This window comes from Actinomadura sp. NPDC048394 (assembly GCF_040651755.1).
In the GTDB taxonomy this organism is placed as follows: Bacteria; Actinomycetota; Actinomycetes; order Streptosporangiales; family Streptosporangiaceae; genus Spirillospora; species Spirillospora montaniterrae.
Map to the genome: position 1 here is coordinate 37398 of NZ_JBEZJL010000084.1, position 12288 is coordinate 49685.

Consider the following 12288-nt stretch of genomic DNA (forward strand, 5'->3'; position numbering starts at 1 on the left):
CGTGTCGACAGAGTCGTCGCAAACTAGTGCCGACCCAAAGATCACAGATTTCGGTGCCAACGAGTGGCTGGTCGACGAGCTGTACCAGAAGTACCTCGAAGACCCCAACTCGGTTGACGAAGCCTGGTGGAACTTCTTCGCGGACTACCAGCCGGACACCCGGCCGGCGTCCGTGACCCCCGCGTCCCCCGGCGCACCCCAGACGAGCACCGGAACGGCGGCCGGCGCGGCCGCCAACGGCACCGCGGCCGCTCCGCCGACACCGCAGCCTCCGGTGTCGCCGCCGAAGGCCCCCGCCAAGCCGGCCGACAAGGCCGCCAAGCCGGCGCCGAAGGCGGACAAGCCGGCGCCGCCGCCGGTCCCGGCGGGCGCCGAGGAGGTCCGGCTGCGCGGCGTCGCCGCCCGGACGGCCACCAACATGGAGGCCAGCCTCGCGGTGCCGACCGCGACGAGCGTGCGCGCCGTCCCGGCCAAGCTGCTGATCGACAACCGCATCGTCATCAACAACCACCTCAAGCGCGGCCGGGGCGGGAAGGTCTCCTTCACGCACCTGATCGGGTACGCGATCGTCAAGGCGCTCGCGGCGATGCCCGAGATGAACGCCGCGTTCACCGAGGTGGACGGCAAGCCGGTGCTGGTCCGGCCGGAGCACGTGAACTTCGGGCTGGCGATCGACCTGCAGAAGCCGGACGGCTCCCGGCAGCTGGTCGTGCCGAGCATCAAGGCCGCCGAGACCCTCGACTTCCGCCAGTTCTGGGCCGCCTACGAGGAGATCGTCCGCAAGGCGCGCGGCAACAAGCTGACCATCGAGGACTACCAGGGCACCACGATCAGCCTGACGAACCCGGGCACGATCGGCACGGTGCACTCGGTGCCGCGGCTGATGCCCGGCCAGGGCACGATCATCGGCGTCGGCGCGATGGAGTACCCGGCCGAGTTCGCGGGGGCGTCCACCGACACCCTCGCCCGGATGGGGATCAGCAAGGTGATGACGCTGACCTCCACCTACGACCACCGGATCATCCAGGGCGCCCAGTCCGGCGACTTCCTGCGCCGCATCCACGAGCTGCTGCTCGGCGAGGACGGCTTCTACGACGAGATCTTCGAGGCGCTGCGCATCCCGTACGAGCCGGTGCGCTGGGTCAAGGACATCTCCGCCGGGCACGAGGACGACGTCGCCAAGATCGCCCGGGTGCACGAGCTGATCCACGCCTACCGGGTCCGCGGCCACCTGATGGCCGACACCGACCCGCTGGAGTACAAGCAGCGCCGCCACCCCGACCTCGACATCCTCAAGCACGGCCTCACCCTGTGGGACCTGGAGCGCGAGTTCGCGACCGGCGGGTTCGGCGGCAAGCCGACCATGAAGCTGCGCGACATCCTCGGCGTGCTGCGGATGGCGTACTGCCGCACGGTCGGCATCGAGTACATGCACATCCAGGACCCGGAGGAGCGCGCCTGGATCCAGGCCCGCGTCGAGGTCCCGCACGACAAGCCGTCCCGCGAGGAGCAGCTGCACGTCCTGCGCCGGCTGAACAGCGCCGAGGCGTTCGAGACGTTCCTGCAGACCAAGTTCGTCGGGCAGAAGCGGTTCTCGCTGGAGGGCGGCGAGTCCGTCATCCCGCTGCTGGACTCGGTGATCTCCGCGGCGGCGAAGGCCAGCCTGGACGAGGTCGTCATCGGGATGGCGCACCGCGGCCGGCTGAACGTGCTCGCCAACATCGTCGGCAAGTCCTACGGGCAGATCTTCGGCGAGTTCGAGGGCAACCTCGACCCGCGCAGCGCGCAGGGCTCCGGCGACGTGAAGTACCACCTCGGCGCGTCCGGCGACTTCGTCGCCGACGACGGCTCGAAGATCCACACCGAGCTGGTCGCGAACCCGTCCCACCTGGAGACGGTCGACCCGGTGCTGGAGGGCGTCGTCCGCGCCAAGCAGGACCTCCTGGACGTCGGCGAGGCCGGCTTCACGGTGCTGCCGATCCTGATCCACGGCGACGCCGCGTTCGCCGGGCAGGGCGTGGTCGCCGAGACGCTGAACCTGTCGCAGCTGCGCGGCTACCGCACCGGCGGCACCGTGCACGTGATCATCAACAACCAGGTCGGGTTCACCACCGCGCCGGAGTACTCGCGGTCCAGCGTGTACGCCACCGACGTGGCCCGGATGATCCAGGCGCCGATCTTCCACGTCAACGGCGACGACCCGGAGGCGTGCGCGCGGGTGGCGCGGCTGGCGTTCGAGTACCGGCAGACGTTCAAGAAGGACGTCGTCATCGACATGGTCTGCTACCGGCGCCGGGGCCACAACGAGGGCGAGAACCCCTCGTTCACCCAGCCGCTGATGTACGACCTGATCGACGCCAAGCGCTCGGTGCGCAAGCTGTACACCGAGGCGCTGATCGGCCGCGGCGACATCACCGTCGAGGAGGCCGAGCAGGCGCTCCGCGACTACCAGGAGCAGCTGGAGCGGGCGTTCACCGAGACCCGCGAGGCCGTGAAGAAGCCGCTGGAGCCGGGCTCGGTCGTCAAGCCGGACGTCGAGGAGCGCATCCCGATCGACCACGGCAAGGCCGGCACGGCGATCCCGCAGGAGACCGTCAAGCGGATCATCGAGACGCAGGTCAGCCTGCCGGAGGGGTTCACCCCGCACCCGCGGCTGCAGCCGATCCTGCAGCGCCGCGCGCAGATGATCGAGGACGACGCGATCGACTGGGCGACCGGCGAGCTGCTGGCGATGGGCTCGCTGCTGATGGACGGCCACCCGGTGCGGCTCGTCGGGCAGGACACCCGGCGCGGCACGTTCGGGCAGCGGCACGCGGTGCTCGTCGACCGCAGGACCGGCGAGGAGTACACCCCGCTCAAGCAGTTCGGGCAGGGCGTGTCGAAGTTCTACGTGCACGACTCGCTGCTCAGCGAGTACGCGGCGATGGGCTTCGAGTACGGCTACTCGATGACCCGCCCGGACGCGCTGGTCGCGTGGGAGGCGCAGTTCGGCGACTTCGCCAACGGCGCCCAGTCGGTGGTGGACGAGTACATCTCGTCCGGCGAGCAGAAGTGGGGCCAGCGGTCCAGCCTGGTGCTGCTGCTGCCGCACGGCTACGAGGGCCAGGGGCCCGACCACTCGTCCGCGCGGATCGAGCGGTACCTGCAGCTGTGCGCGCAGGACAACATGACGGTCGCCTACCCGACGACGCCGGCGAACTACTTCCACCTGCTGCGCTGGCAGGTGCTGTCGAGCCGGGGCAAGCCGCTGGTGGTGTTCACGCCGAAGTCGCTGCTGCGGCTGAAGGCGGCGACGTCGCCGGTCGAGCAGATCACCGACGGCGCGTTCCAGCCGGTCATCCCGGAGGTCAACCCGGCGGTGGACCCGGCGGGCGTGAAGCGGGTGCTGCTCACCACCGGCAAGATCTACTACGACGTGGCGAAGGCGCGCGACGCCGCGGGCGCGAACGACACCGCGGTCGTGCGGGTCGAGCGGCTGTACCCGCCGCCGGTCGACGAGATCAAGGCGGAGCTGGCGAAGTACCCGGCGGGCGTCGAGGTGGTCTTCGTGCAGGACGAGCCGGCGAACATGGGCGCGTGGCCGTTCATGGCGCTGAAGCTGCCGCACCACATCGAGGGGCTGAAGATGTCGCGGGTGTCGCGCCCGGCGTCGTCGTCGCCCGCGGTGGGGTCGGCGAAGCTGCACCAGGCCGAGCAGGAGGCGCTGCTGTCCAGGCTGTTCTGACGTAGCAGGCATGGTCGCTCCGCGTCCCGCCGTGACGGCGGGGGGCGGGGCGGGGGCGGGTGAGGGTAAACGATACCCCAGATCTTAACAGATCGGGGGCTCGAGGGGCGCACCGAGCGCCGGGGCGGCGAGGAGGTCAGCCTGACGTGGCTGGCGGAGCGGCTCCGCGAGTTCGTCGACCTGAACCCCGAGTTCGAGACGCCGGTGGAGCGCCTCGCGACGTGGCTCGCCCGCCTCGACGACGAGGACGACGACTGACGCGCCGCTGACGCGCGACGGGGCCGAGATTCGCGATACATCTTGACTTTTCGTTGACGCGACATATCGTGTCAACGGAAGGAACCCTCGGACGAAGGGCAAGAGGCGATGTCGCGCTGGACGATCGACGAACCGACCACGCTGGACTTCGACGGCGTGGTCACGCTGCGCACGACGCTGATCGCCGGCACCGTCTCCGTGCTCGCCTCCGACGAGCGGCCGTCCGTCATGATCAGCGAGGTCGAGGGGCCGCCGCTGGTGATCGCGCACGAGGCCGGCATGCTCACCATCACCCATGAGCGGCTCTGGGAGGGCGTGCTGAGCTGGCTGCGCACCCGCAACGCCCGCGCCGCGATCACGGTGACCGTCCCGCACGACTGCCCCGTCACCGTCAACCTGGTGTCCGCCGACGCCGTCATCACCGGGCTGACCGCCCGCACGTCCATCAAGTGCGCGTCCGGCGGCATCACCCTCGACGGGGTGACCGGCGCGGTCGACGCGAACACGGTATCCGGCGACATCGAGGCGCAGGGCCTGGACGGCACCGTCTCGTTCACCTCCGTCTCCGGCGACCTCGCGCTCGCCGGCGGCGCGGTCGAGCAGCTCACCGCCCGCACCGTCAGCGGCCGCATCGCCGCCGACGTCGACCTGGTCGGCGACGGCCGGATCGAGGTCAACACCGTCTCCGGCGAGGTCGCGCTGCGGATCCCCGAGTCCGCCGGGGCGCGGGTCACGCTGAACGCGGCGGCCGGCCGGATCGAGACGTCCTTCCCCGAGCTCGGCCGGGCCGACCGGGCCGTCGCCACCACCGTCTCCGGCAAGATCGGCGACGGTTCGGGGCGGCTGTCGGTCAACTCGGTGTCCGGCTCGATCACGCTCCTCGGCCGCGGCGACGAGGCCCCGGAGATCAGCACCCCGCGAATGGAGAAGTGAGTTGAGCCCCGTTTTCGGCCACGGCCGGCTCCGCCTGTACCTGCTGAAGCTGCTGGAGGAGAGCCCGCGGCACGGCTACGAGGTGATCCGGATCCTGCAGGACCGGTTCCTCGGGGTGTACTCGCCCTCCCCCGGGACGATCTATCCGCGGCTGGCCCGGCTGGAGGCGGAGGGCCTGGTCACCCACGAGGTGGTCAAGGGCAAGAAGGTGTACTCGCTGACCGACAAGGGCCGCGAGGAGCTGGAGCGCCGGATGGACGAGCTGGCCGAGCTGGAGGAGGAGATCACCGCCTCCGCGCAGGAGTTCGCGCGCGGCGTCCAGCAGGACGTCCGGCAGACCGTCCGGTCGCTGCGCGAGGAGCTGACGCAGGCCGCGCGGACGATGCGCGACCAGGGGAAGGCCACGTCCAAGGAGGCGTGGAAGGAGACCACCGACCGGCAGAAGGACGAGTGGCGGCGGCAGAAGGACTACTGGCGCGAGCAGAAGCAGGCGTGGAAGGAGGAGTGGCGGCAGAACTGGGAGGACGCCTGGAAGACGGCGACCGGCACCCACGAGGACATCGCCCGCCTGAAGCTGGAGCGGCTGCTGCGCCGGTTCGTCGAGGACGTCCGCAATGCCGCGAAGCGCTCCCGCCTCGACGACGACGACCTCGCCGCCGTCCAGTCCCTCCTGGACGAGACCCGCGAGCGCCTGCGCACCGAGATCCTCGACCGCGACATCGACGCCCGCGACTGACCGGCGCCTGGAGCAGGGGGCGCCGGTCCGTATTCCTTGCGGCTACGGGGTGAAGACGATCTTGCCGAAGAGGTCGCCCTCGGCCATCGCGGCGAAGCCGTCGCGGGCCGCGCTGAGCGGCAGCGTCCGGTCGATCAGCGGGCGGGTGCCCGTCTTCACCAGGAACCGCGCGAGCCGTTCGAGCTGCTCCCGGGTGCCCATCGTGGAGCCGACGACCTGGAGCTGCAGGAAGAACACCCGGTTCAGCTCCGCGGGCGGCACCTGGCCGCTGGTGGCGCCGGACACCACGATCCGGCCGCCGGGCCGCAGCGACTTCAGCGAGTGCGACCACGTCGCCTCGCCGACCGTCTCGATGACCGCGTCGACCCGCTCCGGCAGCCGCGCGCCGGACTCGACGGCGACGTCCGCGCCGAGCTCCAGGGCGCGCTTGCGCTTGGCCTCGCTGCGGCTCGTCGCGAACACCCGCAGGCCCGCCGCCGACGCCAGCGCGATCGCGGCGGTCGCGACGCCGCCGCCCGCGCCCTGTACCAGCACGGTCGCGCCGGGCTCCACGCCCGCCTTGTCGAACAGCATCCGGTAGGCGGTCAGCCACGCCGTCGGCAGGCACGCGGCCTCCTCGAACGACAGCTCCGCCGGCTTGCGGACGAGGTTGCGGCGCGGCACCGCGACCTTCTCGGCCAGCGTCCCCGGGTACCGCTCGGACAGCAGCGACCGCTTCGGGTCGAGGGTCTCGTCGCCGCCGCCCCGGTCCGGGTCGCCGATGACCGAGTGGACGATGACCTCGTTGCCGTCCTCGTCGACGCCGGCGGCGTCGCAGCCGAGGATCATCGGGAGCCGGTCGGCGGGGAGCCCGACGCCGCGCAGCGACCACAGGTCGTGGTGGTTGAGCGCGGCGGCCTTCACCGTGACGGTCGTCCAGCCGTCCGGCACCTCGGGATCGGGCCGCTCCCCCAGCGTCAGCCCGTTCAGCGGATGGTCTGCGTCGATCTGTGTGGCCGTGACAGCGAACATGAACGCACACTAACCGCCCGCCCGGAAAGCCCGGCGGCCCGCCCCCGGTCCCGGGGACGGGCCGCCTCGGACGGACCTCAGAGCACCTTGGACAGGAAGTCCTGCGTGCGCTGGTGCCGCGGGTTCGCGAGCACCTCGCGGGGCGTGCCCTTCTCCACGACGACGCCGCCGTCCATGAAGACGAGCGAGTCGCCGACCTCGCGGGCGAAGCCCATCTCGTGGGTGACGACGATCATCGTCATGCCGTCCACCGCGAGCTGCTTCATGACCTCCAGCACCTCGCCGACCAACTCCGGGTCGAGCGCGGAGGTCGGCTCGTCGAACAGCATCAGCGCCGGCTCCATGGCGAGCGCCCGCGCGATCGCGACGCGCTGCTGCTGCCCGCCGGACAGCTGCGAGGGGTAGCTGCGCGCCTTGTCGGCGAGCCCGACCCGCTCCAGCAGCGCGACGGCCGCCTCCCGCGCCTTCGCCCGCGGGATCCGCCGGACCTGCACCGGCGCCTCCATGACGTTCTCCAGCGCCGTCATGTGCGGGAACAGGTTGAAGCGCTGGAACACCATGCCGATGTCGCGGCGCTGCGCGGCGACCTCGCTCTCGCGCAGCTCGTGCAGCTTGCCGCCGCGCTCCCGGTAGCCGACCAGGTGGCCGTTCACCCACAGCCGCCCGGCGTTGATCTTCTCCAGGTGGTTGATGCAGCGCAGGAACGTCGACTTGCCGGACCCGGACGGCCCGATGACGCACATCACCTCGCCGGGCATGACCTCCAGGTCGATGCCCTTGAGGACGTCCAGCCGGCCGAAGGACTTGCAGACGCCCTCGGACCGGACCATCGGCCGCCCCGACGACGCGGCGCCGGACGGCCCGTCGCCGTCCGCGGGCTCCGGGGGCTCCGCGCCCGGCTTGCCCAGCCCGACTCCGCTCACCGTTCCCTCCCCTCGACCGCCGTCCGCTGGGCGGTCCGCCGGGCGCGCAGGTTGCTCCACAGCCGCTCCAGCATCGTCTGCCGCTGCGCGGTGCCGCGCCCGAAGTAGCGCTCCAGGTAGAACTGCCCGACCGTGAGGATCGACGTCATGATCAGGTACCAGATGCTGGCCAGCAGCAGCAGCGGGATCGTCTGGTACGTCCGGCCGTAGATGATCTGCACCGAGTACAGCAGCTCGGGCACCGCGATCACCGACACCAGCGAGGACGTCTTCAGCATCGAGATCGTCTCGTTGCCGGTCGGCGGGATGATCACGCGCATCGCCTGCGGCAGCACGATCCGCCGCATCGTCTTCGCGCGGCTCATGCCGAGCGCGCTCGCCGCCTCCGCCTGGCCCTGGTCGACCGACAGGATGCCGGCCCGCACGATCTCCGACATGTACGCCGCCTCGTTCAGCCCCAGCCCGAGGCAGCCCGCGACGAACGGGGTGATCAGCGAGTTCGCGTCGAAGTGCGCGAACGTCGGGCCGAACGGGATGCCGATGGACAGCTGCGGCACGAGCGCCTTGATGAACGCCCACAGCAGGATCTGCACCAGCACGGGGGTGCCGCGGAACGCCCAGATGTACAGCCAGGCGGACCCGGAGATCAGCGGGTTCGGGGACAGCCGCATGATCGCCAGCAGCACGCCGCCGACGACGCCCATCACCATCGCGATGGCGGTCAGCTCCAGCGTCTTGCCGATGCCGGTCATCACCGCGGTGATGGTGAAGTTCTGCCCGATGACGTCCCAGCCGAAGTTGGGGTTGTTGACGACGCTGTAGACCGCCCACACCGCGATGTACGCGATGATCACCGCGGCGACCCAGCGTCCCCAGTGCCGCACGGGGACGGCCCGGATCTCCTCGGGCCGGCCCTCGCGCGACGTCTCGTCCGTGACAGTCATCCGGTCAGCTCGTGGCGCCGTTGATCTGCGGCGAGGTGTTGGCCCCGCTGGTGATGCCCCACTTGTCGAGGATCTTGTTGTAGGTGCCGTCGGCCTGCAGCGCCTTCAGCGCGCCGAGGATCGCGTCCTTGGTGGTGCCGAGCTGCTTGCCGACCGCGATGCCGTACGGGGCGGTGTCGTACGTCGCGCCGGACACCTCGAACTGGCCGCCGGACTGCTTGGCGGCGTAGTCGATGACGGGCGAGTCGGCCAGCACCGCGTCCGCGCGGCCGCTGCTCAGCGCCAGGTTCGCGCCGTTCTGGTCCGGGTACGGCTGGCCGACGGGCCCGGGCTTGCCGGCGTCCTTGCACTTCTTGGTGCGGGTGCCGAGGCCCTTCGCCGCGTCGACGGTGGTGGACACCTCGTCGTTCTGGACGGTGCCCTTCTCGACCGCGACCTTCTTGCCGCACAGCGACAGGTCGTCGGGCTTGAGGTTCTGCGGGTTGCCCTTCTTGACCATCAGCGCGGAGCCGGCGGTGAAGTAGGTGACGAAGTCGACCGTCTTCTCCCGCTCCTTGCTGTCGGTGAAGGACGACATGCCGAGCTGGTACTGGCCCGACTTGATGCCCGGGATGATCGCGTCGAAGCCGGCCTTCTGGAAGGCGAACTCGACGCCGAGCTTCTTGCCCAGCGCCTTGCCGAGGTCGAGGTCCATCCCGATCAGCGTCTTGTTGTCGGTGTCGTAGAACTCGTTCGGCGCGTACGACGGGTCGGTCCCGACGGTGATCTTGCCGGCCGACTTGACGTCCGGGGCCAGCTTGGCGTTCAGCGCGGCGTCCTGGGTGATGCCGGAGAAGATGTCCCCGACGGACTTGGTCGGCGCGGCGGCGCCGCCACCGGAGCCGTTGTCGTCACCGCACGCCGACAGGGCGAGGGCGCCTGTCAGCACGAGCGCGCCGGCCGCGACGGCGCGGCGGCGCAGAGAACCAGTGATCACAGGTCCCCCTCCAGAGGTCGCAGTGGATCCGCACGGATCCTGAGGTCAAGTGCACATTTTGGCGCACACCTGGCCCGATGCGGATAAAGGGTGCGACACAATCGGACAACGAGGCAGCCCGGCACCCCCGCCGCCACCTCCGCCTCCCGCACTCTACGCGATGATCGTCCCACCGTCCGTGACGATCAGTGACGGCCGCCACCGCCCCGCCCCCCGGATCGGCGGGACCCCGTGTGGCACAATCGGACAACGGGTGACCCCCGTACGTCGCGAGATGTCCACCAGGTGACGGCCACCAGACCACACCACCGCGGCGGCATCGCCCGAAAGCCAACTTTCACTGACAGGGGTCGCTGTGGCTGCCGAGCCCATTCCCACCGAACCGCTCTCACTGGACGACGATCCGGCCTTCCCGCTGCACCGCGGCGGCAAGCTGGAGATGCGGTCGACCATCCCGGTCCGCAACAAGGACGATCTGTCCCTCGCCTACACGCCCGGCGTCGCCCGGGTGTGCACGGCCATCGCCGACAACCCCGAGCTCGCCTACGACTACACCTGGACGTCCAAGGTCGTCGCCGTCGTCACCGACGGCACCGCCGTGCTCGGCCTCGGCGACATCGGCCCGGCCGCCTCCATGCCCGTCATGGAGGGCAAGTCGCTGCTGTTCAAGGAGTTCGCCGACGTCGACTCCGTGCCGATCGCGCTGAACTGCACCGGCGTCGACGAGATCGTCGACACCGTGATCCGGCTCGCGCCGTCCTTCGGCGGCATCAACCTCGAGGACATCAGCGCCCCCCGCTGCTTCGAGATCGAGGACCGGCTCCGCGCGGCCCTCGACATCCCCGTCTTCCACGACGACCAGCACGGCACCGCGATCGTCGCGCTCGCCGCGCTGAAGAACGCCGCCCGGTACGTCGGCAAGCCGCTGTCGGAGCTGCGCGCCGTCGTGGCCGGCGCCGGCGCGTCCGGCATCGCCGTCTCGCAGATCCTCATCGAGGCCGGCATCGGCGACATCGCGCTGTCCGACAGCAAGGGCCTCATCTACGAGGGCCGCGACGGGCTCAACCCCGTCAAGCAGCGGATCGCCGCGATCACCAACCGGTCGCACCTGACGGGCTCCACCGAGGAGGCGCTGCGCGGCGCCGACGTGTTCATCGGCCTGTCCGGCAGCACCGTCCACGAGTCGTGCGTCGCGACCATGTCCGACGGCGCGATCGTGTTCGCCCTGTCCAACCCCACCCCCGAGGTGCACCCGGACGTCGCGCGCCGGCACGCCAAGGTCGTCGCGACCGGCCGCAGCGACTTCCCCAACCAGATCAACAACGTGCTCGCCTTCCCCGGCATCTTCCGGGGCGCGCTGGACGTGCGCGCGCACTCCATCACCGAGGGCATGAAGCTGGCCGCCGCGAACGCGCTGGCGGACATCGTCGGCGACGACCTCACCGCCGACTACATCATCCCCAACCCGTTCGACGACCGGGTCGCGCCCGCCGTCACCGCCGCGGTCGCCGCGCAGGCCCGCGCCGAGGGCGTCAACCGCGTCTGACCCCCGCCCGACCCGCCGCGCCTCGCGCCGGCCCGCGCTCCCCACCCGCGGAGCGCGGGCCGCACCGCCTCCTACCGTCCGACCGCGGCCCGACCGGCCGCCGGACGGACGGACGCGCGCCGCCACGGCCAGTACCGGGCCACGACGCGGCCGAGGACGAGGCCGTCCGGCACGGCCCCGAAGTCCCAGCTGTCGCGGCGGCCGCGGGCGCGCTGGTTGTCGGACTCCAGCCACCAGCCGCTCCCCGAGCGGTGCGCCACCCGCTTCACGATGAGCACGTCCGCCCGCTCCGGATGCCGCGCGACGACGACGTCCCCGGGGCGGGGCCGGGCGCCCGCCAGCACCACGAGCCAGTCCCCCGGCGCCAGCGCGGGCAGCATCGAGTCGCCCTCGACCGCGACCGTCCGCAGCCGCCCGCGCGTCCCGGCCAGCGCCAGCAGCAGCGCCCCGCCGAGCGTCCAGGCCACCGGGTGGCGCATCCGCATCGCTCTCCTCGCCTCCGTGCACGGGCGCTTTCGCGCGCCGGGCCGCATAGTCGCGCGGCCACGGGTACATCTCACCGCTGGAAGGGGTTCCGGGTCGCGCCGCGGTCCGGGTCCTAGGCCGAAATACCGAGCGCCCTGGCCGGACGGGCCCCGGGGCACAAGGGTAATGTCGGTGACCTGAGCATGATCCGCAACGAGGGAAGGGAATCGCAGGTGTTCAAGCTTCTGCGCCCGAAGACCACGGTCTCCGCGCACTGCGACCTGCCGTGTGGCGTCTACGACCCGGCGCAGGCCAGGATCGAGGCCGAGTCGGTCAAGGCGATCTGCGAGAAGTACGCGGCCAACGAGGACCCCGAGTTCCGCGCCCGCGCGATCCTGATCAAGGAGCAGCGCTCCGAGCTGGTCAAGCACCACCTGTGGGTGCTGTGGACCGACTACTTCAAGCCGCCGCACTTCGAGAAGTACCCCCAGCTGCACCAGCTGTTCAACGAGGCGACCAAGCTCGCCGGCGCCTCCGGCACCAAGGGCAGCATGGACCCGAAGGTCGCCGACGACCTGCTCGGGAAGATTTCCGAGATCGACAAGATCTTCTGGGAGACCAAGCAGGCCTGACCGGCCCGAACGCCGAGGCCCCGGGGGGCGGGGGGGCCGGGGGGGGGGGGGGGGGGGGGCCCCCCCCGCCCGGCGGCGGGGGGGCGCTCGGCCGGATTGAGGTTCGGCGGGGGGGTGACGGGCGCAGGGACCAACAAGTC

11 protein-coding genes are annotated in these 12288 nt (G+C 71.0%); 6 read left to right on the plus strand and 5 right to left on the minus strand.

Going from position 1 to position 12288, the window contains the following annotated elements:
- Position 1: 1 nt before the first annotated feature.
- The 4 genes from AB0C78_RS41645 (at position 2) to AB0C78_RS41660 (ending at position 5651) form a co-directional block, all read left to right on the plus strand.
- Positions 2-3724 carry a multifunctional oxoglutarate decarboxylase/oxoglutarate dehydrogenase thiamine pyrophosphate-binding subunit/dihydrolipoyllysine-residue succinyltransferase subunit gene (locus AB0C78_RS41645; RefSeq protein WP_360759201.1) on the plus strand — a complete coding sequence of 1241 codons (3723 nt, stop codon included), beginning with the start codon at positions 2-4 and terminating at the stop codon, positions 3722-3724.
- 81 nt (positions 3725-3805) lie between these two features.
- Entirely contained in the window at positions 3806-3982 is a 177-nt protein-coding gene (locus AB0C78_RS41650) for a DUF6104 family protein (protein ID WP_360759216.1), read from the plus strand.
- 108 nt (positions 3983-4090) lie between these two features.
- Positions 4091-4915, plus strand: a complete 825-nt coding sequence (locus AB0C78_RS41655) for a DUF4097 family beta strand repeat-containing protein (RefSeq protein WP_360759203.1) — start codon at positions 4091-4093, stop codon at positions 4913-4915.
- A 1-nt stretch (position 4916) separates the two neighbouring features.
- Positions 4917-5651, plus strand: coding sequence for a PadR family transcriptional regulator (locus tag AB0C78_RS41660; protein ID WP_360759205.1), 735 nt, complete (start codon positions 4917-4919; stop codon positions 5649-5651).
- A gap of 42 nt (positions 5652-5693) precedes the next feature.
- Here the strand turns inward: AB0C78_RS41660 and AB0C78_RS41665 are convergent, their stop codons facing one another.
- The 4 genes from AB0C78_RS41665 to AB0C78_RS41680 all read right to left on the minus strand — a co-directional run bounded on the left by AB0C78_RS41665 (position 5694) and on the right by AB0C78_RS41680 (position 9505).
- On the minus strand, positions 5694-6662 hold the full coding sequence (locus AB0C78_RS41665; RefSeq protein WP_360759207.1) for a zinc-binding dehydrogenase: 969 nt from the start codon (positions 6660-6662) through the stop codon (positions 5694-5696).
- Between the two features lie 77 nt (positions 6663-6739).
- Complete coding sequence (locus tag AB0C78_RS41670; protein ID WP_151541505.1) at positions 6740-7492, minus strand: amino acid ABC transporter ATP-binding protein; 753 nt, start codon at positions 7490-7492, stop codon at positions 6740-6742.
- Positions 7493-7581: 89 nt separating this feature from the next.
- Entirely contained in the window at positions 7582-8529 is a 948-nt protein-coding gene (locus tag AB0C78_RS41675) for an amino acid ABC transporter permease (RefSeq protein ID WP_151541486.1), read from the minus strand.
- 4 nt (positions 8530-8533) lie between these two features.
- A complete protein-coding gene (locus AB0C78_RS41680) occupies positions 8534-9505 on the minus strand; it encodes an ABC transporter substrate-binding protein (protein WP_151541485.1) in 972 nt (323 codons plus the stop codon).
- Between the two features lie 355 nt (positions 9506-9860).
- Here AB0C78_RS41680 and AB0C78_RS41685 point away from each other — a divergent pair, with 355 nt between their 5' ends.
- Positions 9861-11051: an NADP-dependent malic enzyme gene (locus AB0C78_RS41685; RefSeq protein WP_151541484.1), complete on the plus strand. Its 1191-nt coding sequence runs from the start codon at positions 9861-9863 to the stop codon at positions 11049-11051.
- 71 nt (positions 11052-11122) lie between these two features.
- On the opposite strand, the gene sodX is transcribed toward AB0C78_RS41685, so the two are convergent.
- A complete protein-coding gene (sodX, locus tag AB0C78_RS41690) occupies positions 11123-11536 on the minus strand; it encodes a nickel-type superoxide dismutase maturation protease (RefSeq protein WP_360759210.1) in 414 nt (137 codons plus the stop codon).
- Positions 11537-11719: 183 nt separating this feature from the next.
- Here sodX and sodN point away from each other — a divergent pair, with 183 nt between their 5' ends.
- Entirely contained in the window at positions 11720-12148 is a 429-nt protein-coding gene (sodN, locus tag AB0C78_RS41695) for a superoxide dismutase, Ni (RefSeq protein ID WP_151541483.1), read from the plus strand.
- Positions 12149-12288 lie beyond the last annotated feature (140 nt).

What these genes read in the sequence shown, in the direction of transcription:
- AB0C78_RS41670 (WP_151541505.1), bottom strand. Translation starts at nt 7,492, where the DNA reads ATGGTCCGGTCCGAGGGCGTCTGCAAGTCCTTCGGCCGGCTGGACGTC.
- AB0C78_RS41665 (WP_360759207.1), bottom strand. Translation starts at nt 6,662, where the DNA reads ATGTTCGCTGTCACGGCCACACAGATCGACGCAGACCATCCGCTGAAC.
- sodX (WP_360759210.1), bottom strand. Translation starts at nt 11,536, where the DNA reads ATGCGGATGCGCCACCCGGTGGCCTGGACGCTCGGCGGGGCGCTGCTG.
- AB0C78_RS41655 (WP_360759203.1), top strand. Translation starts at nt 4,091, where the DNA reads ATGTCGCGCTGGACGATCGACGAACCGACCACGCTGGACTTCGACGGC.
- AB0C78_RS41675 (WP_151541486.1), bottom strand. Translation starts at nt 8,529, where the DNA reads ATGACTGTCACGGACGAGACGTCGCGCGAGGGCCGGCCCGAGGAGATC.
- sodN (WP_151541483.1), top strand. Translation starts at nt 11,720, where the DNA reads ATGATCCGCAACGAGGGAAGGGAATCGCAGGTGTTCAAGCTTCTGCGC.